The sequence below is a fragment of the Ectobacillus antri genome, from assembly GCF_003852715.1.
Lineage (GTDB): Bacteria > Bacillota > Bacilli > Bacillales > Bacillaceae_G > Ectobacillus > Ectobacillus antri.
Window position 1 is genome coordinate 18,851 of the sequence record NZ_RIAV01000018.1, and the last position, 22,094, is coordinate 40,944.

The window sequence follows — 22,094 nt, forward strand, 5'->3', positions numbered from 1 at the left end:
TCATTACTTTAAAAACTTCATGGGATCCACTGCGTTCGATTTGGCAGCATTCCAGCTACCTATATGAATTTCAAAGTGTAAATGTTGTCCAAACGATATGCCTGTATTCCCCATAATGCCAATTTGCTGTCCTTGCTGTACAATTTGCCCTTGCTGCACAGAACGGCTACGCATGTGTGCATAAACAGTTGTATAGCTTTTTCCAGCTATATTATGTGACATATATACCACGTTTCCATAGCTAGACGAATATTCTGAACGAATTACGGTTCCTGTTGCTGATGCAACAATGGGAACGGGTCCGGATGCTGCAATGTCTACACCTTTATGATTTTCATTGCCCCGCATGCCAAAACCAGAAGAAAACGAACCGACCGCTGGTTTAATGAATAGCTCTGTGTCTCCTGTGAGTGGAGGAACGATTCCTTGTGACTCTAGTAATCTTTTTTCTTCATCTGCATCTATAAGAGCGCTAAGATTTGCATTGAACTGCTGTTCTAGTGTTTGGATAGCCAGTTTTTTGTCTTGTTGACTCTGTTCGAGTTGTTGCTGTTTTTGAAGCAGAGAGGCCTCAGAGGAACGTAAGGCTAATTCTTGCTCTTCAATGCTGTTTTTTTCATTTTTTAGCTTTTCTTGATCTGTTTTTTGGTCATCTAGAATCGTTTTATCGGATTGAAATATTAAATTCAGCGAGTACATATTATCCAATAGATCAGCGATACTATCTGCATGAAGAAGTACATCTGTTATTAAATTTGACTTAGGTTGATCTTGTAAGGTGACCAGTCGCTTTTTAATCACTTCTTGTCTTTGACTAATCTTTTCTCGCAGCACGGTAATGTTTTGTGCTTTGTTTGCAATCATAGCCTGTGTCTCATTGATTTGGTTCTGAGTAGACTCCAATTCAGCTGCTGTTTGTACAATAGCTTGATCTAGCTGCTCAAGTTGTTGCTTAAAGGACTCAATTTCTTTCTGAAGCTCTTCTACTTGGTTTTCATGTAATCTATTTTGTGGAGTGTTCACATCCGTATTCGCTTGTGTGGATACAGGTAGCATAAAGGCTCCTGCTATCATACTTGTTAGTAAAGTGATATGAATCGCTTTTCGTGTCATTACGTACCTCCCTATGTTATACCAGATAAAGTTATAACATATAAAGGAGGTATTTCTTTGCTTGTAATCTAATTGTAAAGCCTGTTTAAAGCACAGGAGATATTTGGGGGTGATTTTGAAACGTTTTTGTGATATTGATTTCGCATTGATAAAACTATCAACGAAATATAATACAAGCCTGCTTAGTAACAAAACTTACTTCCCAACCTTTTACTAGCTCCCGGCCACGATAGCTGGCTAAGTGGTGAGTAGTTCATTTATACTATAACGTCATTGACCTCGCCTATTCATGTTAAAAACTTGAGGTGGGGCCTTTTTATGAAAAGCATAAATACATCTATTTACTGTATTTTCTGAATAATGTATCATTAATATTGAAGTGGGATACTTACAATTTGCAAATCCGCACTTAGACAATATTAGGTTAGGGGGCGTATATAATTAGCACATACGATATGTATGAAGCAGAATGTGGTTTTGTTATTAACGTATCATATATTATGAAATGAGAAAGGTAGAGAATGCAATGAAGATACATACGAAAGGCTTGCGTTACATATTCATCGTCACTTTACTTGTGCTACTACAGTTTAGTAATATATCTGCTGCATTTGCCGCTTCAACTGTCACACCAGCCAAAGGTTTGGAAGAAATAATTAAGCAAAAAGCACTAGAGCGCCAAAACCTTAAAAAGCAACCTTTTCAGCAAAAAGATAAACAAGGTGTAAATAGATTTATGAAACCATCTGCTTTTGTTGCAACTGAAAAAAGTGCAAAACAACCTGAAAGCAGAAGACAGGTAAACATCACAGGATCTATTCAAAAGGATAAAACAACAGTAAAAGCAGGCAGTGTAGTAATATATAGTCTTAATGGAGAAGGATATGGTGAATATACTACAGCCATTACGAATGGTGTATTTAGTCTGTATTTACCAGACGGTGAGTATGTGCTAGAAACATATTATGATGAAGCGACTCATGAAACTGTCACAACTTCCTACCATTTTACGGTTGTAAATGGAAAATCTGTTCCTGAAAAGCTATCCATTGTTGTGCCTACAGATAACGTGAAAGGGTTTATTCAACAGGCCAAAAACGTTATTTCAAGGGGAACGGTGTATATTACAAGTCTGGATGTAGAGGCACCAAAAGCATATGAAGCACGTATTCTAAAAGGGCAATTTAAGCTATATTTGCCAAAAGGGCAGTACAAAGTGGAAGGTTATTATGATGATACGAAGAGACAGTTTGTTACGCTTTCTCAAGAGTTCTCAATAAAGAACAATAAAAGTACGCCTCTTGCTATTTACGTTCCGGCAGACAATGTAAAGGGAACCGTACAAAAAGGAAAACAAAAGGTGAATGAGGGAGAAATTCAATTCCGAACAAAAGATGATTCTGCTTGGTACAGCGCTCGTATTCAAAAGGGTACATTTAGCTTATATATGCCGGATGGTGAATATGAAACAGACGGATACTTTGATGAAGAGAAGCAAAAGTATGTAAATCATGCTTATTCTTTTATAGTTAAAAACGGAAAAACCAAACCAGCACAGCTTAAAATACAGGTACCTGAGGATAATGTAAAAGGGCAACTAACAAAGGCAGGACAGCCTCTTCAGAGAGGTTTTACAGAGTTTAAAAATATAGATTCGGAACGTTTCTTTGAAGTAGAGATTCAAAATGGTCAATTTAGCTTGTATATGCCTGATGGCCAATATGAAATGACGGGATATTATAATGTAGAAACAGGTTTGTATGTGCCGTTTACATACAAGTTTGCTGTGGTGAATGGAAAAGCGTCACCAGCTTTTCTTAACATTGATATACCAGCTGATAATGTAACAGGTATTGTTTCCAAAAACGGCAAGGTAATACAAAACGGACTTGTGGCAATTCAGGATTCAGAACAACTCTACTCCTATGAAGCAAACATCCAAAATGGTCAATTCAGCTTATATCTACCAGATGGAGAATATGAGATCACGGGTTATTATGATGTCGACAGAGATGTATTTACAGCATTTTATCAGAGCTTTATCGTAAAGAACGGTAAAGCCGAAGCAATCACTGTGAATGTGCCTGCTGATAATGTAACAGGGACGGTACAAAAAGCGGGGCAGCCTGTGCAAAGAGGTGTGCTCATTCTACATGCCGACGAGTCCGGTACAGAAAAATGGTATCGTACAGAAATTAAGGATGGACAAATAAGCTTGTATTTGCCTGACGGTACGTACACAACAGAAGGCTATTATGATATGGAAAAAGGGGATGTTATAGCATTTCGTTATACTTTTACAGTGAAACATGGAACGGTAGAGCCGCTTCGTATTGAAGTACCAGCAGATAATGTAAAGGGAATTGTAAAGAAAGAAAACGGTACTGCATGGGGCATGCTGCAATTGCAAGCGGTTGGTGATGAGGAAGAGCTTTACTATGTAAGTGTGAATGAAGGAAGCTTCAGCTTATATTTACCGGATGGCACCTATCAAGCAGTAACATACTTGGATATGGACCTACTTGAAGAAATACCTGTGAACTATACGTTTACAGTGTCAGGTGGTAAAACAACGCCAGCAGAATTGGAAATTACGATTCCTGGAAATAAAAACTAGTGAAGAGACCGGGACATAACTGCATTATGTAACTCTAAAGCCGACAGAATAGAGAATAACGAACACCCATAAAGGAAAAAATCCGAACTAAATCGAATTCTGTGTAGAGAATTCTGACTAATAGTTCGGATTTTTCTTTGGGTGAAAACCTTTTGTCCCAGCCGCTTTCAAATTTAATCAAATGAAAATAATGATCTACGTTTACCGTATGAATAAAGTTTTAAAAGCATCTTAATAATAAAAGCGATCTCTAAAATAGATAAAGGAGGAATCCATTTAAGAGATGAAGCTTACTTTTATATCGAGTCATGACGTAAAAAAAAGGGCTATTACAGCTTTACATGAACGAGGTGTACATACAGAAGACATTGCAAAATTAACATATTTTTTACAAGAGAAATATATACCGGGTTTAACCATAGAAGAATGTGTGGAGAACGTGGAAAGTGTACTAAAAAAAAGAGAAGTGCAGAACGCTTTGTTAACGGGAATTGAGCTAGATATACTGGCAGAAAAGGGAGCATTATCTTTTCCTCTTCAGCAAATGGTAAAAGAAGATGAAAGCTTGTATGGTGTGGACGAAACATTAGCATTATCGATTTTAAATTTATATGGAAGTATTAGCTTCACGAATTATGGCTACATTGATAAGTTGAAAGAAGGTATTTTACAAATGCTGAATGATAAATCTACAGGGAGCGTACATGCTTTTTTAGATGATTTGGTTGGTGCGATTGCGGCAGCAGCTGCAAGCCGATTGGCACATCGGTACCGCGCAAAGCTGGAGAGGGAGCATAATTCTGAATAAAAAACTACGATTAGTAGGAGTCATTTTATGTGATTACAGGTTAATACAGTCGTGTGTATCATAGTTCTGTTACCGGTTTGATAACAGAGATTTTAACTTCTATATTTTTATAAAAAGGGGTGGCAATTGTATAAAAGTACTAGACTCTTCTCACTTAATAAGTATATAATTACTTTTAACTTGTATCGTGACGAATTGTAATTCGTTGACTTTTCGTATATATTTACTTAGAATTTTAATAGACGTAATTTCTTATCTAGAGAGGTGGAGGGACTGGCCCTTTGAAGCCTCGGCAACGGATTCCTTTAGAATACCGTGCCAATTCCAGCAAGCTGTGGGCTTGAAAGATGAGGAAGGACGAAGATGCTTTTGTGATGTAAAAGTATGTTCAGCCCCTTTCTTTGTTTAGGAAAGGGGCTTTTTCTTGTATAAAATCAAAAGCTCTACATAAAGGAGGATGAAATGAAACAAATACAGCAGCAAGCACCACCTGCATACTTACAGATTATAAAAGAATCAAAGAAGATAGGTTTCAATCAGTTTTGTGACTATAAAACAGGCTTTTTCTTAAAAGGATTGGCCGCAGCGAAACAAAATGGCAGATTTTTAGAACTTGGCACAGGAACAGGAGCATCCGCTTCTTGGATCTTAGAAGGTATGGACGAAACCAGCACATTGATAACTGTTGATATTGATCCTACTGTTCACGCCGTAGCCAAAAAAATGCTGGGGCATGATACACGTATCACATTTCGTTGTGAAGAGGGAAGTGCATTTATTCAAACGATGACTGAAACGTTTGACTTTATCTTTGCGGATACATGGCCAGGAAAATTTGACTTGCTAGATAAAACATTGGATCAGCTGAATGTTGGTGGATTTTATGTCATTCATGATGTATTACCGCATGAAAAATTGCCGGAGGAGTACCGTATTAAAGCGCCAACGTTAGTGCAAGCATTGCGAAATAGAAAAGATATGATTATAACGGAGATGGACTGGTCTACAGGCGTATTACTAGCAATTAAAACAGCAGAATAAATATAAGAGGAAATCCTAAAGATATACAGGATTGTATGCATATTGCGCCTTAGAAAAGTGGTAGTGCAAGTAAACAGTGAACATTGTGAGGAATCGTATGATGAAAAAATCGCTGAAAATAATTCTATTATCTTTCATAGCGCTATTGGTACTGATAACCGCAGGCTTTTTGATTTGGGCGCAAGTTGCTTATAAGCCCACAAAAGAGGCTCTTTCTCTTGTAGGAAAAAAAGAAGACAGGGCTATGGTATTTGGCAATCCAAATGCTGAAACAGGTATTATCTTTTACCAAGGTGCAAAAGTAGAAGCGGAGGCATACAGCTATATTGGATACGAGCTACAAAAGAAAGGCTACTTCACTGTTATACCGCAGTTGCCGTTGCGTTTTGCCATTTTTGATGTCAATAAGGCAGATGAAATCATCAAGAGCTACCCACAGGTAAGAAGGTGGTATATAGCGGGTCATTCTTTAGGGGGAGCGATGGGTGCCAGGTACGCTTATGAAAATAAAGATAAAGTCGCTGGGATCATGTTTCTTGCCGCTTATCCAGCAGATGACCTTTCCAACACGTCTATTCCAATTCTGTCCGTTTATGGTGAAAGAGATGGAGTGGCTACGCTGTCACAAATGAAAGAGAAAGAACAGCTTCTTTCCAAAAACACTACTCTACATATGATTAAGGGTGGAAATCATGCTCACTTTGGCATGTATGGTGAGCAAAAGGGCGATAATAAAAGTACGATTACAGCAAAGCAGCAACAAAAGGAAACCATTGAAGTTATGACAGAATGGTTAAATAGGCAACGCTAAGGAGATAACGTATGAGCGTTGTCTTTTTATATGGACTCACAATATGGTGCATGTCTAAAAAGAAGGTCATTTTTAATACTTTTTTTTAATGCGTTAATTGCTGCGACACCTGTTGTTGGAAGGGACAAAAATGAGAGACCCGCACTGTATGATTTGCTACAAAAACATACTATTTCTTTAAAGTGAAAAAGCTCCTGCGCACAGGAGCTTTTCCTTAGGATGATAACTGCCCAATCACAGATGTAGAAGGGTGTGTCATCGCATAAGGATTTAAAATAGCATCTAACGTACTCTCATCAAGAACATTGTAAAGCAAGCATAGTTCACGGACCGATTTTCCCGTTGAAACAGCTTCTTGTGCAATGCGTGAAGCTGTTTCGTATCCGATATGGGGACTAATTGCTGTAATGATGCCAACACTGTTGTCTACATATTCCTTCAGCATGTTTTCGTTAGCGACAATACCTTCTATACAATATTTTCGGAAGACCTCAAAGGCATTATTCATGATACTCATAGACTGTAGAAGATTGAAAACGAGAACGGGCTCCATTACATTCAGCTCCAGCTGACCAGCCTCAGATGCCAAACAAATGGTATGGTCATTACCGATTACCTGGAACGCAACTTGATTGATTAATTCCGCCATAACAGGATTCACTTTACCAGGCATAATAGAAGAACCAGGTTGTCGCGGCGGAAGCTGAATTTCTGCTAGGCCTACGCGTGGTCCTGAGGCCATAAGGCGTAAATCATTGGCAATTTTAGACATATTCATCATGCATACTTTAAGAGCAGCGGAAACCTCTGTATAAGCATCTGTATTTTGCGTGGCATCCACGAGATGCTCGGCACTTGTTAGAGGAAAGCCGCTAATAACAGATAAATATCGTACAACAGCTTCAATATAGCGAACATCGGCATTTAGTCCTGTACCAACTGCGGTAGCACCGATATTGACTTCATATAAGTGCTGACATGAGATATTCACACGTTTAATATCTCGTTGTAACACACGGCTGTAAGCTTCAAATTCTTGTCCAAGACGAATAGGTACTGCGTCTTGCAGGTGCGTACGTCCCATTTTAATAATATGATCAAACTCAGCCCCTTTTTTAGCAAAAGCTTCTTGTAGCTGATTCATAGTTTGCAATAATGTTTCCGCCATCTGTAGTACTGCGATGTGAATGCCAGTTGGAAATACATCGTTGGTGGACTGTGACATGTTGACATGGGTATTGGGGCTTATATAAGCGTAATCTCCTTTATCTCTTCCTAGCATTTCAAGTGCACGATTGGCAATCACCTCATTCATGTTCATGTTGAGAGAAGTTCCTGCCCCGCCTTGAATGGGATCCACGATAAACTGCTCTAGAAACTGTCCGTCAATAATCTCTTCGGCTGCTTTGACAATGGCTCTTCCTATTTCGGCTGGCAATCGCTTGGATTCCATATTGGCCAAGGCGCATGCTTTCTTGACCATAGCAATCGCTGTAATTAAAGATGGGTGAATACGATAGCCCGTGATAGGAAAGTTTTCTAAAGCACGCAATGTTTGCACGCCGTAATAAGCCTCTTTCGGAACATGCTTTTCTCCCAAGAAATCTCGCTCGATGCGTGTAGCATTCACAATTTTCACGTCTCCTTTTTATTTGAAGCTTTGCCAAAGGCCTCTGTAAATGGCAGTTACGATTTACAGAGGCTAAAAATAGGTAATTTGGATAAGGTTTATTCGAAAGTTCCTTTTACGAGCGTTTGGCTGTGCTTTACCATAACTTTCCCTTGTGCAATGACTGTATCGATTTGTAATGTATCTTTTGTCAGGAGCACAAGATCAGCATCCTTTTCAACTTGCAGACATCCTTTTTGGTTTAGTCTTAACACTTGTGCAGGATTAGCTGTTATAACTTGAAGAGCAGTTTCCAGCGGTATCCCTTCAATCAAAACGGCGTCACGTACTTCTTGGAACAGAGAAGACACTTTTCCGACCTGTAAGCCTTGATACTCACCAGTTGCATCAAATAATGGGAGGCTCGCTTGCCCATCTGAAGAGAAGGTAATGCATCCAATTGGAACACCTTCTTCTAGCATAAGGCGCAGGGCAGTACTACATTTTACTTCACCTTCCTCTAAAAACTGAGGGATGGTACTTGTTGTGAAATCCACATATCCACCGCGTTTGGCATAGTCAATGCCAGCCTGGAACAACTCTTCATTTCTGTTGATATGAGTGGGATGAAAATGACGAATCGGAATATTGGTGCGATCTGCTACTTCGTGAAGCAAAGCTAACTTTTCTTTTCCATCTCCCAAATGAATTTCTAAAAGTCCAGCTTTACCTGATAAAATGCCGCCGTTTCGCGCGGCAGTGGCAATTTTGACAAACTCTTCAAAAGTAGGTTCAGAAGAGCGATGGTCGGAAATAGCAATCTCGCCGACACCGATAATTTTATCAATCAAGATAATATCTTCTTCAATTCGCCCCGTTAATGTTTTTACTGGTACTTGATAAGAACCTGTATGAATCCAGCAGGAAACGCCTTCTTCTTCTAAAGCCCGGGCTTTTGCCAGTAAATCTTCCATTTTGCGGGTTGTACCATCAGTTCCTAGAACACCAATTACAGTTGTAATACCAGATGTGGTGAGATCACTTAATATAAGCTCCGGAGTGCGGGTTTTAAAGCCGCCCTCCCCGCCCCCGCCAATGATGTGAACATGTGAATCAATGAATCCCGGAACTACAAGCAAGTCTGTTGCATCGATAACTTGAACGGGAAAATCATCAGGGACTGTAAGATTGTCGCCCAAATATGCAATTTTCCCGCCTGCAATTAAAACATCTTTATATCCGATCTCATTGGGTGCATATACATATCCGTTTTTTATTAATGTAAGCAATTCTTCTTTCCCCCTAAACGTTGTTTAAAAAGGTCCGTAATTAATGGCATGTGCAATAATTACGGAGATCAGTCCGATGACAAATTGAATCGCGACTAATGGAAGAATCCACTTTGCCCATTTTGTCCAAGGGATACCCGCAATCGCCAAGCCCGCCATTAATGTACCGGCGGTTGGGAAAATAATATTTCCGATGCCATCCGCGAAAGAGAACGAAAGAACAGCAGTTTGACGTGTGATATCAAGTAAATCTGCAAGCGGTGTCATAACTGGCATTGTCAGCATGGCATGTCCGCTACCTGATGCTAAAATAAAGTGAATCAGTGTTTGGAATGTATACATACCAGTAACACTTAAGTAACCCGGTACATGTTTAATTGATTCAGAAACTTCGTATAGCATAGGGTCAACGATATGACCTTCATTTAAAACAACTAGAATGGCACGAGAAATACCGATAACCAAAGCACCGCTAATTAAAGCTGCAGAACCTTCTGTAAAGGATTTTACTGTGCGATCAATTGAAAGTTTACCGATGATAGCGATTACAATTGTTAAAATTACAAACAGAGAAGCAATTTCTGTGATATACCACTGATATTTAATAACACCAAATGCTAGTACCACATAGTTTAGAAGAAAAGCCGCCAGAATCCATTTATGCTTTGCGCTCAAGGACGCTTTAGAAGTTAACAAATCGTTTGCATCTTCAGTACGATATTTCCCGTAGAAACCTAAAGAAGGATTTTTCTTTACTTTCATCGCATAACGATAGACGAAAGTAACAGAAACAAGGTAAACTATCACAAATAAGGCAAGACGATAACCCATTCCTGAAAACGTAGGCAACTCTGCGATACCTTGTGCAATCCCTACTGTAAACGGATTCATAACTGCTGTTGTAAAACCGGCAGAAGCACCAACTAATACAATTGCTGTTCCTGTAATCGTATCAAAACCTAACGCTAAAGCTAGTGGAATTAATAAAGGAATATAAGCCAGAGTTTCTTCCGCCATTCCCATTAAAGAACCACCTGCAGCAAAAAATAGCATCATAACAGGGATTAATAGCTTTTCACGAGTTTGCAGTTTCGTCGCCATTGTTTTAATTAACACATCAACTGTGCCTGTTGCACTTAATACACCAAAAAATCCACCAATAATAAGTACAAAGAAGATAATATTAGCAGCTTCCACCATACCTGTATGAATTGACTTTGTCATATCAAATAATCCGACTGGTGTAGAGTCAATCCATTTAAAAGAGTTTGGATCAACTGTAGTGCGGCCGTCTTGTTCAATACGCGTATACTCACCTGCAGGTAAAATATAGGTTAGTAGTGTCGCGATAACAAGCATGCCGAGCAGTAAAGCAAAAACGTTTAATTTCCATTCTCTTTTACGCTTTGGTTCTGTAACGATTACTTCTTGCTTCATAACCTCTCCCCTTTTGTCTATTTAGTAAGATTGGGTAATGTAAGAGTCCCCTTCGCTTATTGTATAAGCAAATTTCGTGCCAATTCTAGTAGGGTTTAATTTTAAAGAATTTTAAGAAAAATAATGCAATTTTAGGTTTTTTTCGGTTGTTTTTGGGTGTTATAATGAAACCAATTATATGCAGAAAGGTGTTTTCGCATGAAGAAATCGCTTGTTTTGATTGCCGGTAGTGTTAAGACGAAAGAAGCATTACATCATCAATTAAAGCAACTGCTAGGAGATTATATTTCCATTGATAGTTATGCGATTGACGAGGGATTTGTCTGGCCACTAACAGCAGATGTCGTTTTGTATTCATCTGAAGTCGTGAAATTTGAAGCAAATCGAAAGCGGGCAATAGAAACAAATCATAGTATCGTTGGCAAACGAACATTGCATCACGAATATATTGATTTACTCTTACGGATTCCAAGCGGCCGCAGAGTATTAGTTGTCAACGATGACTATGATGCGGCGGTAGAGCTCATTCAATCCTTATATAGACTTGGTATTGATCATATTGAGTTTTTTCCGTTTAAAAAAGAACAGGTATTCTATGAGGATATATACATCGCGATTTCTCCAGGTGAGGCTCATCTTGCACCTCCTTATATGAAAGAAGTTATTGATATAGGCGTACGGTTATTTGATATGACCACAGTGTTAGAGATTGTGAAAGATTGTGGTCTAGATGAAAGTATTTCTGTTATTATTTCCGATCGTTATATTCGTAATATTATTGAATTACAGCGCAAACTCATGGAGGCAGAGCAGCTTACGAAACGTGTAAATGAACATATCCAGAACGTAGTTGATACCGTTGATGACGGTATATTGGCTATTGATGTGAATGAAATTATTACAGTATTTAATAAGGGAATGGAAGCTATTCTTCGGGTACCAATGGAACAAGCGATAGGTCAACCAATCTCTCGTATCCTACCACAGCAGGAAATAGTAGAATTTATTCGAACCGGGATAGAAGACAATAAGTACTTTAATATGAACGGAGTAGATAGTGTTGTATTTCGCTTTCCAATGTTGCAGGAAAATAAAATTGTAGTAACGTTTAAGAGTGTAAGCCAAGCTTTTGAAATAGAAAAAACAGCTCAAAGAGAATTTCGAAATCAGGGCTTTGTGGCGAAATATAGCTTTGAAGATATTATTGGTGAGCACGCTTCTTTAATTGCCTGTAAGCAAGTTGCAAAAAAGCTGGCTTTATCCGATCACCCCATTTTGATTCAAGGAGAGACGGGAACGGGCAAAGAGTTGTTTGCGCATGCTATACATAAACAGTCAAACCGAAAGAATGGCCCGTTTGTCGCTGTGAATTGTAGTGCATTTACTGAGAGTTTATTAGAGAGTGAATTATTTGGATACGAAGAAGGTACATTCACAGGTGCAAAAAAGGGTGGTAAAAAGGGATTATTTGAGCTTGCTGACAATGGTACGATATTTCTGGATGAAATTGGCGATATCAGCTTGCATGTACAATCACATTTGTTACGAGTTTTGCAGGAGCAGGAGATACGAAGAGTCGGGGGCAGAAAAATTATCCCGATTAATGTACGTGTTATTGCTGCTACTAATAAGAATATCCAAAAGAAAATAGAAGACAGTTCGTTTCGTTCGGATTTATTTTATCGGTTAAATGTATTGGGATTCCATATTCCCTCATTACGTCTTCGCAAACAGGACATTCCGCTTCTTATTAGACATTTTATTTCAAAAAGTGGCAGGTGGATTAGTGTCGAAGAAGAGGTTATGCAAACGATGATGGAGCATAACTGGCCGGGGAATATACGTGAATTAAAAGGTGTACTTGATTATATGCTGGCGGTGTCTGATGGCCGAAGCGTTACAACGAAAGACGTGCCGGGAGATCGATTTCATAGCTCAGAGCAATCACGTGCACTTTGGCATACTGAGTATAATTTTGCAAAAACGGTGCTTGAGATGCGTGAACATCTATGTATACTAGAAACAATTAAACGTTGTAATGATGCAGGAAAAGCTGCAAGCAGAGAATATATTTCATTGCAAAGCATGGAATATGATGCCTTTCTCTCTCCGCAGCAGGTTCGCCTTCGCTTAACGCACTTGCAGGAGGAGGGCTTTGTAGTAAAAGGAAAAGGACGAGCAGGAACGAAAATTACGTCTGCAGGTGTGGACTATTTACGCTTTTTAAAAACACAGCAGAATACAACTACAACCATATAAACGTAAAAAGGAAGCCGTTAGTTGGCTTCCTTTTTGTATGTTACGGCGTATTTCCGCCGTATACATTGCCTGTGGAGGAGGTAATGACGCCGTTATTTACATTTAATGTATATGGTAATCCACCGTTTCCAGTCCATGTTGTTAAGTTGAATGTACTTCCATGGAACAATTTGTAGACTGAAATATTTCTAAAGGTCAGTGGAGAACCGCTTTGGCAAACAAGAGGAGCCTCATTTGATTTTGCCATGTAAACACCTGGATTTACAGCGCCGGGTTGTGTTACAACTTTTGCTGTACCGTCTTTTTCAATTAATAGTGCCGATTTTTCGTTTACTGCAATGCCTTTTGCAGTTGCTGCAGTTTCTTCGCCGTCTTGAATATTACGTGCTATAAAGGTTAAAAACCTGCCCATGCGATCACGTTGTTCAAAATGTGTGTCAGTTTGGATATTGTGATTGACTGGTGTTTGAATTAAGTAGTCTGTAAAAGAAATGAGAGAGTTGTAAGGGTTATTGAGTGCTGTCGTGGAATCAAGTGTTGTCGAACCGGCTGAGATAGAATCGTAAATATGATCGCCTTGAATCATTGTACCCGCACTTGTGCCGCCGAACGGGATGTTTTGAATGCGGTTATTTAACGCTGTAAGAGCTGGCGTTCCTTCTAAAAAGTTAACATAATCAGCTTGATTGCCGCCAGCAAAGAAGATGGCCTCCGCTTTATTAATTTTGTCAATAACAGCAGAATCTGAACCCGCATTGTTTAAGTTTGTGACAATCAAAGTGCTAACCGAGTTCAATGGTTTGCCAATAGATTGTGCGAGATCATACACGTATTGATTGTAAGCATCTGTTCCTGTTGCTCGAATGATAAGAAAATCACCGCCGTTCGCCTTTTCAATCATCCATTTAAAAGCTTCGTCTACGTCCGTACTTCCTCCCATCATCACTTGTCCGAATGTAGTGGTAGGTGAAACGTTTGTAGTACTTCCGACGGTGTAAAGCTTGTAATTTGCCGCAGCGGAAGCTGGTAAAGAAGGGGCCACAAGGGCGGCAGCAGACAAAGCAGCAATCACTGTGTGTTTAAAGCGAGTAAAGCGTTTTTTCATACATTTGTTCCTCCTCTGAATAAAGTGTTGATTACAACTTTTACTTATGCAAGTACTGTTCCAAAACTGAAAATTAAAAATTTACAGTAAATTAAAGGGGAGATGGTGTTTTAGGGGTTGTTTAAGGTTGTTATTTGAAACAGAAATGAACCTTATATAGCCTGCAAGACGACTTGAGGAAAAGAAAAGGAGGGAATATGGTATACATAAGCGTATTAAATGTAATAACTCACTACTATAGAAAGAAGAGGAATAAAATGATTCAATCATTTAAACTTATACCAAGTGCAGCAGGAAGGAAAATGCCCGTATATATGTTTCAAATTGATGATCTTTTGCTCGATACAGGACCGAGAAGTGTAGAAAAGCAAGTACGTTCTATCGTAAAAGATATCCATATTACGCGTGTCATTCATACCCATCATCATGAAGACCACACTGGGAATAGCGCATGGATACAGAAGGAATACAATTTGCCTCAATGGATTCATCCTGTAGGAGTATCTATGTGTCAAAGGGCAACGAGATTGCCCTTTTACAGGGCTTTCATGTGGCATAACCGAGATGCTTTCTTTCCAACGCCTTTAGAGGCTGAGTATGTTGAAACAGACTTTTATCGATTTAAGGTTGTTCATACTCCAGGACACGCAGAAGATCATATTGTGCTTATCGACGAGGAGAAGGCAATTTGTTTTACTGGAGACTTATACTTATTTCATTCACCCGTTTCTAATTTTTCATTTGAATCTGTACCTGAGATCATTAGGTCTTTAGATAAAGTATTAACCTATTCTTTTCAAGATATCTACTGCTCTCATCGTGGCTACATCAGAAACGGGCGGAAGTTATTAGAACGAAAGCATGCGTATTTATTAGAACTTCAAGAGCGTGTTGTACAAGCTTTTCAAGCAGGAAGATCACCAAAACAAATTCGTAAGGAATTACTGCCAAAAAGTAAATGGTTTCAATATATATCATTTTTTGAAAATTCATCTATACACACAGTGCAATCCATTTTAAAAGAATTATAATAAATAGGGAGTCACTTAACGGATGCAGTACGAGACTCCTTGCTTCTAAGTTGTTTTTCAAGAACAGTCATATGTTTTTGAACTTTATCCGCATAGGAAAAATCACCAAAGCAATATGGATATCGGAAATTAGCCATAGAGCCGCCGCATGTATATAAATCAGGTCGATTGTCCACTTGCATTTTAGAGTAGGCTTTAGCGAGCTCTTGTGTATGCTGGGTACCATTACCTGCAATATACATAATATAGCCTGGGCCCATATTATAGCTTTGTACAATTGTGCTTAAATCTACATGGTGTTTTTGACCAAGCTTGTACATGTGTTGAAAATGAAAGACCCCTTGCGAGATGCTTTGCTGCGGGTTTTGAATCGCGTTGCGCTTCAGACCGGCTGATTCTGAAGATTGCATCGGATCTAAGCCCTCGCCTTTACTTTCTTGATACATAATTGCTAATAGAAGCGGAGTGAATTCGCTCAAGTTATATTTGGTTAATTCATTTTTAATGTCTGTTTCATATGTCAATACTTTATCTGTATGACTTGGTAAAAATGTTGTAAAATAATCGTTTAATTTATGTTTTATATCAGGCTTTGCTAGCAGTAAAATAAACGGAAATGAAAGTAGCATGAGTAAAGAGAATAGTAGTCTTCTCAACATTATTCTGCCATTCCTCCAATAATAAGATAATGAGTTGTCACTCTTTCTTATCGTATCATAAATGGGAGGAATATTTGACAAGGGATGATAGAAAAAAGCAAAGAATAATTGGAAGCTAGAGAGTTAAAGTAAAAAACCTTCGCCGTTTGGGCGAAGGTATAATAATTAGGAAGGAGAAACAACGTTGTCTTCAGATGGTTGTTCTTCTTTCTTATTTGCTAATTTAATTTGATGAAGAAATACAGTGAATACTGCTCCAATGATAATAAAGATTAATCCTACAAAAAACACGCTGTGCAAGGAGTCCATCAATGCCGTTTTTAGGATAGGTATCATGCCATCGACAAAGGTTTTTGGAAGCTGCTTTAATGTATCTGGATTGAACAGCATTTGAAAAAGACCTTCTGGATTTGTAGCAATCATATCTTTAAATTTATCAGTCATGGCACCGGCTTCCGCAGGAAGTGTGTTTAAGAAGGGAACCAATTTGTCTGTCAGCAGTGTTCCAGATTTGCTATTCATAACAGCACCTAAAATAGTAATTCCAAACGTACCGCCAATCGAGCGGAAAAACTGGCTAGATGATGTAACAATACCAAGTTCTTCTTTTGAAAAGCTTTCTTGTAGCGCTAGTGTCAAAATCGGCATAACCAATCCCATACCTATACCAATGATAGCCATATAAGAGGTTGCTGCAAGTTTACCGGTATCTATATCCATAGTAGTCAACAAGAAAAAACCACCGCCCATAATGAGCATACCGGTAATAATCTGTGGTTTAATACCAACTTTGTAAACTAACTGTCCGCCGATAACACTTGTAATAATCATTGCAATCATCATAGGTGTCATAATGGTTCCGGATTCTGTAGCGCTGACGCCGACAATCCCTTGCATAAAGAATGGTACAAAAGTAATAGCCCCAAACATACCAATCGCCATAAAAAAGCCGATTAGGTTTAATAATGTAAAGGTCTTATTTTTAAATAAATACATGGGAAGAATAGGTTCTTTTGCTTTTGTTTCTATTATGACAAAGCTAATTAAAGCCACAATGGCGAGCAAAAACATGCCAATAATTTGCCAAGAATCCCATGCGTAATCTTTACCGCCAAGACTAAGCGCTAGCAATAGACTGACAACACCAACAATCATAGTGAACATACCTAACAGATCGAAGTTGATAGGACCGGTTTGTCGTTTACCTCTAAGCCCTAAAGCAATAAAAATGGTAGCTATAATACCAACAGGTAAGTTAATATAAAATACCCATTTCCAATTCCAAGTATCAACAATCCAACCGCCGATTTGTGGACCAATAACAGAAGCAAGGCCATAAATTCCTCCGAACACGCCTTGAAATTTAGCACGCTCTTTCCCTGTAAATAAATCTCCAATGACAATCATGGCCATAGGCATCATAACACCGCCGCCAATACCCTGCAGCCCACGATATATAATGAGTTCAGTCATTGTATCTGCAATGCCGCAAAGAGCGGAAGCTCCCATAAATATAATTAATCCTGTTACATAAACTACTCTACGTCCTAATAAATCTGCCAGTTTACCGGCAATAGGAACAACAGTCGTTGAAGTAAGCAAATAAGCTGTAGTAAGCCAAGTCATCATGCTTAAGCCGCCTAAATCTCCGACAATTTTTGGCATCGCAGTTCCCACAATTGTACCGTCAAGTGCTGAAAAAAACATGGCAATAATTAAACCAATCAGCAACAAAGTACGATTCTGGCTTGTATTCTCAATTGTATGCACTATATGTCCTCCTTTTGTAGTTGTTTCTATTAAGAACGATTACTCTTCTTCCATCATCAAATGCACCAGCTTTTCGTAAATAGCTGCTATTGTGGCTAGCTCCGTTTCATCTAGATGAGAAAAGTAACGGTTAATAATCGCTTTTCTGGCTTCTAGAACTTGTTGAAACGTATGATTTCCTTGCGCCGTAAGACGAATGTTCACAACCCGTCGGTCCTTTGTATCATGCTCTCGTATAACAAGCTCGTTTTGTTCCAGCCTATCCACCATAAAGGTAACAGCGCTAGGTTTTACCCCCATTTCTTCCGCTAATTCAGAAATTTTACAGCTGCCTTTTCTCTTTAAAAAGCCAATAACAAATAATTGAGTAGGAGTAATTCCATGCTCTTGAATACTTGCTTGCATCTGCGGCTGTAGTTTTTGAAACATAACATACAGGGCAGTGTGAATGCGTTGTAGATAAGGATGGTTATCCATATTGTTAATCACCTTTAAAATTTATTTAATATAAATATATAACATGGTTAAATATAAATGGTATATAAAAAAATGTCAATTCCTAATGTTGTTAAACTTGTGTTTTAATCTATAAATATATTTATGAATTAATGTATATTTACTAATTTGTATTATCGTTTTGTTAAGGCTACAATAAGTTTCGTAAGCTACATTAGATTAATAGGGAGGAATTACTCATGAAAAAACATATATTAATGGTTGTTACAACAGCAGATAAAATGAACGAAGATCATCCAACAGGACTTTGGCTTTCTGAGTTCGGTGAAGCGTATGTAGAATTCGCGAAAAAAGGTTTTGATATCACAGTAGCGAGTCCGCTTGGCGGTAAAGCACCTGTAGATGCTCGTAGTTTAGAAGGTGATGTACCGCAGGAGATTTTAGATACAGCTAAGCACCTAGAAAATACAATGAAGCTAGAGGACATTAAAGACGCTTCTCAGTTTGACGCGATTTTCTTACCAGGTGGACACGGTACAATGTTTGATCTACCAGACAATGCCAAGCTACAAGCTTTAATCAGAGAATTGTATGAGGCAGATAAAGTGGTAGCAGCTGTATGTCACGGTCCTGCTGGTTTAGTGGGTGTTACGTTATCTGATGGTACACCTTTAGTAGCAGGCAAAAAGGTCGCTGCGTTTACAGACGAAGAAGAAAGAGAAACAACATTGGATCGCTTTATGCCATTCCTATTGGAAAGCCGTCTTCGTGAGCTAGGTGCTGAAATGGTTGTTGCACCGAACTGGTCCAACAATGTACAAGCAGATGGATATTTGATCACCGGTCAAAATCCACAATCTACAGTTAGTGTGGCAGAAGCGGTTATTAACAAATTAAGCTAATTTATTATAAAAGTCTGTAGCTTATCAGTTGCAGGCTTCTTTAATGGAGGAATCATTATGGAAAACTTTCGATTTCATAACCCGACAAAGTTGATTTTCGGTAAAGGGCAGTTAGAAGCGCTTAAAACAGAAGTGCCTCTATATGGAAAACGTGTACTTTTATTGTACGGAGGTGGAAGCATCAAGCGGAGCGGCTTGTATGACCAAGTACAGACTTTACTTGCAGAAGCAGATCTATTTGTGGTAGAGCTTGGCGGCGTAGAACCAAATCCACGTGTATCTACAGTCAACAAAGGAATTTCTTTAATTAAAGAACACAATCTGGACTTTATTTTAGCTGTGGGTGGCGGCAGTGTCATTGATTGTGCAAAAGCCATCGCAGCAGGTAGCCATTACGATGGTGATGTATGGGACATTGTGACGAAGAAGGTAGTTCCAACTTCGGCAGTTCCAATTGGCACTGTTCTTACCCTTGCTGCAACCGGCTCCGAAATGAATGGTGGTTCGGTAATCACAAACTGGGAACAGAATGATAAGCGCTCTTTCGGTTCTATTTATACGTATCCAAAATTCAGTATTTTAGATCCGCAGTTAACATTCACTGTACCACGCGACCAAACGATTTACGGCATTGTAGACATTATGTCTCATGTGCTTGAGCAATATTTCCATGCTTCAGAAAATGCACAGCTGCAAGAGCGTATTGGAGAATCCATTCTACGCACTGTGATGGAAGTGGCGCCTAAGCTAGTGAATGATTTAGAGAACTACGCTTACCGTGAAGCTATTATGTTAAATGGTACATTTGCTTTAAATGGTATTTTATCTATGGGCGTGAAAACGGATTGGGCGACACATATGATGGAGCATGCAGTCTCAGCTGTATACGATATTCCGCATGGCGGTGGCTTGGCCATTTTGTTCCCGCACTGGATGGAGTATGTGGCAGCCACAAAACCAGAAAAAGTGGCACAGCTTGGGGTACGTGTATTTGACTTGCACACAGAAGGGAAAACAGAAGCTGAGCTTGCAGCTGAAACGGTAGCCGCATTGCGTGCCTTCTGGACTTCCATTGATGCGCCGCAAAAGCTAGCGGATTACAATATTAATGACGAGCAATTGGATTTGATGGCAGAGCGTGCTATGGTAGCGCCGACAATTGGTAATTATGTGCCGCTTACGAAAGAAGATGTGCGCGAGATTTTAAAACGAGCATTATAAGGAGGCGATGATATGACAGTTATTATTAATGCCATCATAAAACCGAAAGCAGGGAAGGAAGCAGAACTTCGCAAAGAATTAATAGATGTTATTGCACCTTCTCGCGCAGAAGCTGGTTGTATTCAATATACATTACATGAAGCTACTGACCAAAGTACGTTTGTCTTTTATGAAATCTGGCAGGATGAAGAAGCATTGCAATCTCATATTGAAACACCTCATTATAAGCAATATAGAGAAAATGTCGCTTCATTGGTTGAAGCGCGTGAAGTATACAAATTGCAAAAAGTAAATTAATAGGAGATGGAGCGCCGCTTATGAGCGGTGCTTTGTTTTGAATGTAGGAGAGGGAATTCGCATGAATCGTACAAAATGCGCACATGTTCGTATTGGCGCTCCAGCTGAATTTTTTTCGTGTCGAGCGCTGGATGTACTTGATACAGAAAATATGCGCTACGAAGTAACATTCGGCTTAACAAGAGAGTTATTAGAGCAATTACAGAAAAGGGACCTGGATTGTGTAATCGCTACAAAACAATATGACATACCAGGTATTCAATATACGACATGGGAAAGTGAAACATTTGTAATAGTAGGGGCTGCTCATATGAATGTAAGCTTAGATGTGTGTGAACAAACATGGCTAGAGCAGCAGCGCTGGATTAGCTATGGGAGGGAGTTACCGATCATAAGACGCATATGGAAGCAACACTTTCATACACGTGCTGTTATAGAAGCAGCGCATATTATCCCTGATTTACGAGGTATATTAAAAGCTGTAGAGCTTGGCATGGGAATAAGTGTGCTACCAACATATATTGCCAAGGAATGGATTGAAGCAGGTCGCTGCCAAGTATTATTTCCACATGTAAGCTGTACTAACGCATTATATTTTGCTTATCGTGAGGAAGATAGTGAGGTATTTGCTATCCAAAATATTAAAAAGAGCATAGCAAAATTGTCATAATATATCCGTACTTGTTTTTATCGATTATCTAGCGGTATGATAGAAAGAAAAAAGTCTTCTATGAAATCAAGAGGGACAGTCTATGATTGACTTTGAATGGTACCGTAGCTTTATTAGTATATATCAACATCGTTCTGTGTCGGGGGCGGCAAAGGCGCGTATTTTAACGCAGCCGGCCATGAGTCAGCATCTAGCAGCTTTGGAGGCGGAAGTGGGCGAACCGCTATTTATTCGTGCACCGCGCAAGATGATTCCAACAGATAAAGGAAAAGAATTGTATAGTAAGCTTGTTCCCCTTATTGAAAGCCTGGAAAAAGCGACTCTTGAAATACGCCATGCTTCGTACGATGTAGCTGTTCCGGTTATACGGATAGGTTCACCGGGGGAGTATTTTACAAAAAACGCATTACAAAAGATAAAGCACTTAAATATTCGCTACACAGTACAATTTGGTGTTGCCGGCGAGTTGTTGGAACTACTACAACGAGATGAAGTTGACTTTATTATATCTCCCCAAAAGTCTCAGACGCCTGGGATTACGTATACTCAACTTGAAGACGAGCGGTTTGTTGTGGTTGTACCGCCGGATTATACAGTGGATTACAAGGGAATAACAGAGATAGAAGCTTGGTTAAAAGAGCAAAGATGGCTAAGCTACGGATTAGAATTACCGATTATTAGACGATATTGGCAGACGCATTTTGGAAAGCGACCAGATTTCCAACCCTTTCATGTGATGCCAGATTTACGCGCTATTTTAGAAGCTATTGAAAACGGTATGGGAATTAGTGTATTACCTACGTATTTAATAGAAGAATCTATACGTTTGCGAAAAGTAAAAATCATGTTCCAGCACTTACATGTGCATAATATCATTTATGCTGGTTATAAAACTGAAATGAAGGACGATCCGGTCATTTCACAATTGATACAGAGTTTGCAAGGAGAAAGATAAAGCTCGTTTTGCTAGTATATGTGGCAAAGCGAGCTTTTTGAGCT

Annotated in this window: 19 protein-coding genes and 1 riboswitch; of the genes, 11 read left to right on the forward strand and 8 right to left on the reverse strand. The window is 39.1% G+C overall.

Annotated features, from left to right (window positions below; all coding sequences use genetic code 11):
- Window positions 1-3: 3 nt before the first annotated feature.
- Complete coding sequence (locus EEJ45_RS13965; protein WP_124565427.1) at window positions 4-1,113, reverse strand: murein hydrolase activator EnvC family protein; 1,110 nt, start codon at window positions 1,111-1,113, stop codon at window positions 4-6.
- Between the two features lie 526 nt (window positions 1,114-1,639).
- On the opposite strand from EEJ45_RS13965, the gene EEJ45_RS13970 reads away from it, so the two are divergent.
- The 4 genes from EEJ45_RS13970 to EEJ45_RS13985 all read left to right on the forward strand — a co-directional run bounded on the left by EEJ45_RS13970 (window position 1,640) and on the right by EEJ45_RS13985 (window position 6,390).
- A complete protein-coding gene (locus EEJ45_RS13970) occupies window positions 1,640-3,730 on the forward strand; it encodes a hypothetical protein (protein WP_124565428.1) in 2,091 nt (696 codons plus the stop codon).
- A 283-nt stretch (window positions 3,731-4,013) separates the two neighbouring features.
- Window positions 4,014-4,538, forward strand: coding sequence for a phosphatidylglycerophosphatase A family protein (locus tag EEJ45_RS13975; RefSeq protein ID WP_124565429.1), 525 nt, complete (start codon window positions 4,014-4,016; stop codon window positions 4,536-4,538).
- Window positions 4,539-4,787: 249 nt separating this feature from the next.
- Window positions 4,788-4,892, forward strand: a riboswitch (SAM riboswitch).
- A gap of 108 nt (window positions 4,893-5,000) precedes the next feature.
- On the forward strand, window positions 5,001-5,579 hold the full coding sequence (locus EEJ45_RS13980; protein ID WP_124565430.1) for an O-methyltransferase: 579 nt from the start codon (window positions 5,001-5,003) through the stop codon (window positions 5,577-5,579).
- Between the two features lie 100 nt (window positions 5,580-5,679).
- Window positions 5,680-6,390: an alpha/beta hydrolase gene (locus EEJ45_RS13985; RefSeq protein ID WP_124565466.1), complete on the forward strand. Its 711-nt coding sequence runs from the start codon at window positions 5,680-5,682 to the stop codon at window positions 6,388-6,390.
- A gap of 214 nt (window positions 6,391-6,604) precedes the next feature.
- On the opposite strand, the gene aspA is transcribed toward EEJ45_RS13985, so the two are convergent.
- From aspA to EEJ45_RS14000, 3 genes are all read right to left on the reverse strand, one after another.
- Window positions 6,605-8,020: an aspartate ammonia-lyase gene (gene aspA / locus EEJ45_RS13990; RefSeq protein WP_245999932.1), complete on the reverse strand. Its 1,416-nt coding sequence runs from the start codon at window positions 8,018-8,020 to the stop codon at window positions 6,605-6,607.
- A gap of 98 nt (window positions 8,021-8,118) precedes the next feature.
- Window positions 8,119-9,288: a beta-aspartyl-peptidase gene (gene iadA, locus EEJ45_RS13995; protein WP_124565432.1), complete on the reverse strand. Its 1,170-nt coding sequence runs from the start codon at window positions 9,286-9,288 to the stop codon at window positions 8,119-8,121.
- A 24-nt stretch (window positions 9,289-9,312) separates the two neighbouring features.
- Window positions 9,313-10,725 carry a YfcC family protein gene (locus EEJ45_RS14000; protein ID WP_124565433.1) on the reverse strand — a complete coding sequence of 471 codons (1,413 nt, stop codon included), beginning with the start codon at window positions 10,723-10,725 and terminating at the stop codon, window positions 9,313-9,315.
- A 198-nt stretch (window positions 10,726-10,923) separates the two neighbouring features.
- Here EEJ45_RS14000 and EEJ45_RS14005 point away from each other — a divergent pair, with 198 nt between their 5' ends.
- Window positions 10,924-12,984 carry a sigma-54 interaction domain-containing protein gene (locus EEJ45_RS14005; protein ID WP_124565434.1) on the forward strand — a complete coding sequence of 687 codons (2,061 nt, stop codon included), beginning with the start codon at window positions 10,924-10,926 and terminating at the stop codon, window positions 12,982-12,984.
- Between the two features lie 40 nt (window positions 12,985-13,024).
- On the opposite strand, the gene EEJ45_RS14010 is transcribed toward EEJ45_RS14005, so the two are convergent.
- Complete coding sequence (locus tag EEJ45_RS14010) at window positions 13,025-14,089, reverse strand: cyanophycinase (protein WP_124565435.1); 1,065 nt, start codon at window positions 14,087-14,089, stop codon at window positions 13,025-13,027.
- Between the two features lie 257 nt (window positions 14,090-14,346).
- On the opposite strand from EEJ45_RS14010, the gene EEJ45_RS14015 reads away from it, so the two are divergent.
- A complete protein-coding gene (locus EEJ45_RS14015; protein ID WP_164464293.1) occupies window positions 14,347-15,120 on the forward strand; it encodes an MBL fold metallo-hydrolase in 774 nt (257 codons plus the stop codon).
- 11 nt (window positions 15,121-15,131) lie between these two features.
- Here the strand turns inward: EEJ45_RS14015 and EEJ45_RS14020 are convergent, their stop codons facing one another.
- From EEJ45_RS14020 to EEJ45_RS14030, 3 genes are all read right to left on the reverse strand, one after another.
- The gene (locus EEJ45_RS14020) at window positions 15,132-15,779 is read right to left on the reverse strand and encodes a lysozyme family protein (RefSeq protein ID WP_124565437.1); all 648 of its coding nucleotides are present in this window, start codon (window positions 15,777-15,779) and stop codon (window positions 15,132-15,134) included.
- A gap of 165 nt (window positions 15,780-15,944) precedes the next feature.
- Complete coding sequence (locus EEJ45_RS14025; protein WP_278018270.1) at window positions 15,945-17,549, reverse strand: MDR family MFS transporter; 1,605 nt, start codon at window positions 17,547-17,549, stop codon at window positions 15,945-15,947.
- A 39-nt stretch (window positions 17,550-17,588) separates the two neighbouring features.
- Window positions 17,589-18,026: a MarR family winged helix-turn-helix transcriptional regulator gene (locus tag EEJ45_RS14030; RefSeq protein WP_124565438.1), complete on the reverse strand. Its 438-nt coding sequence runs from the start codon at window positions 18,024-18,026 to the stop codon at window positions 17,589-17,591.
- 218 nt (window positions 18,027-18,244) lie between these two features.
- Between EEJ45_RS14030 and EEJ45_RS14035 the strand changes: the two genes are divergently transcribed.
- The 5 genes from EEJ45_RS14035 (at window position 18,245) to EEJ45_RS14055 (ending at window position 22,050) form a co-directional block, all read left to right on the forward strand.
- Complete coding sequence (locus EEJ45_RS14035) at window positions 18,245-18,907, forward strand: type 1 glutamine amidotransferase domain-containing protein (protein WP_124565439.1); 663 nt, start codon at window positions 18,245-18,247, stop codon at window positions 18,905-18,907.
- Between the two features lie 57 nt (window positions 18,908-18,964).
- Window positions 18,965-20,128 carry an iron-containing alcohol dehydrogenase gene (locus tag EEJ45_RS14040; protein WP_124565440.1) on the forward strand — a complete coding sequence of 388 codons (1,164 nt, stop codon included), beginning with the start codon at window positions 18,965-18,967 and terminating at the stop codon, window positions 20,126-20,128.
- Window positions 20,129-20,140: 12 nt separating this feature from the next.
- Window positions 20,141-20,425 carry a putative quinol monooxygenase gene (locus EEJ45_RS14045; protein WP_124565441.1) on the forward strand — a complete coding sequence of 95 codons (285 nt, stop codon included), beginning with the start codon at window positions 20,141-20,143 and terminating at the stop codon, window positions 20,423-20,425.
- A 61-nt stretch (window positions 20,426-20,486) separates the two neighbouring features.
- Window positions 20,487-21,095, forward strand: coding sequence for a substrate-binding domain-containing protein (locus EEJ45_RS14050; protein WP_124565442.1), 609 nt, complete (start codon window positions 20,487-20,489; stop codon window positions 21,093-21,095).
- An 82-nt stretch (window positions 21,096-21,177) separates the two neighbouring features.
- Window positions 21,178-22,050: a LysR family transcriptional regulator gene (locus tag EEJ45_RS14055; protein WP_124565443.1), complete on the forward strand. Its 873-nt coding sequence runs from the start codon at window positions 21,178-21,180 to the stop codon at window positions 22,048-22,050.
- Window positions 22,051-22,094: the final 44 nt, after the last annotated feature.

Bases quoted from the DNA above. Each gene is read 5' to 3' on its own strand.
- EEJ45_RS13965 (WP_124565427.1), bottom strand. From the start codon at position 1,113: ATGACACGAAAAGCGATTCATATCACTTTACTAACAAGTATGATAGCA.
- EEJ45_RS13970 (WP_124565428.1), top strand. From the start codon at position 1,640: ATGAAGATACATACGAAAGGCTTGCGTTACATATTCATCGTCACTTTA.
- EEJ45_RS13975 (WP_124565429.1), top strand. From the start codon at position 4,014: ATGAAGCTTACTTTTATATCGAGTCATGACGTAAAAAAAAGGGCTATT.
- EEJ45_RS13980 (WP_124565430.1), top strand. From the start codon at position 5,001: ATGAAACAAATACAGCAGCAAGCACCACCTGCATACTTACAGATTATA.
- EEJ45_RS13985 (WP_124565466.1), top strand. From the start codon at position 5,680: ATGAAAAAATCGCTGAAAATAATTCTATTATCTTTCATAGCGCTATTG.
- EEJ45_RS14000 (WP_124565433.1), bottom strand. From the start codon at position 10,725: ATGAAGCAAGAAGTAATCGTTACAGAACCAAAGCGTAAAAGAGAATGG.
- EEJ45_RS14005 (WP_124565434.1), top strand. From the start codon at position 10,924: ATGAAGAAATCGCTTGTTTTGATTGCCGGTAGTGTTAAGACGAAAGAA.
- EEJ45_RS14010 (WP_124565435.1), bottom strand. From the start codon at position 14,089: ATGAAAAAACGCTTTACTCGCTTTAAACACACAGTGATTGCTGCTTTG.
- EEJ45_RS14015 (WP_164464293.1), top strand. From the start codon at position 14,347: ATGATTCAATCATTTAAACTTATACCAAGTGCAGCAGGAAGGAAAATG.
- EEJ45_RS14020 (WP_124565437.1), bottom strand. From the start codon at position 15,779: ATGTTGAGAAGACTACTATTCTCTTTACTCATGCTACTTTCATTTCCG.
- EEJ45_RS14030 (WP_124565438.1), bottom strand. From the start codon at position 18,026: ATGGATAACCATCCTTATCTACAACGCATTCACACTGCCCTGTATGTT.
- EEJ45_RS14035 (WP_124565439.1), top strand. From the start codon at position 18,245: ATGAAAAAACATATATTAATGGTTGTTACAACAGCAGATAAAATGAAC.
- EEJ45_RS14040 (WP_124565440.1), top strand. From the start codon at position 18,965: ATGGAAAACTTTCGATTTCATAACCCGACAAAGTTGATTTTCGGTAAA.
- EEJ45_RS14045 (WP_124565441.1), top strand. From the start codon at position 20,141: ATGACAGTTATTATTAATGCCATCATAAAACCGAAAGCAGGGAAGGAA.
- EEJ45_RS14050 (WP_124565442.1), top strand. From the start codon at position 20,487: ATGAATCGTACAAAATGCGCACATGTTCGTATTGGCGCTCCAGCTGAA.
- EEJ45_RS14055 (WP_124565443.1), top strand. From the start codon at position 21,178: ATGATTGACTTTGAATGGTACCGTAGCTTTATTAGTATATATCAACAT.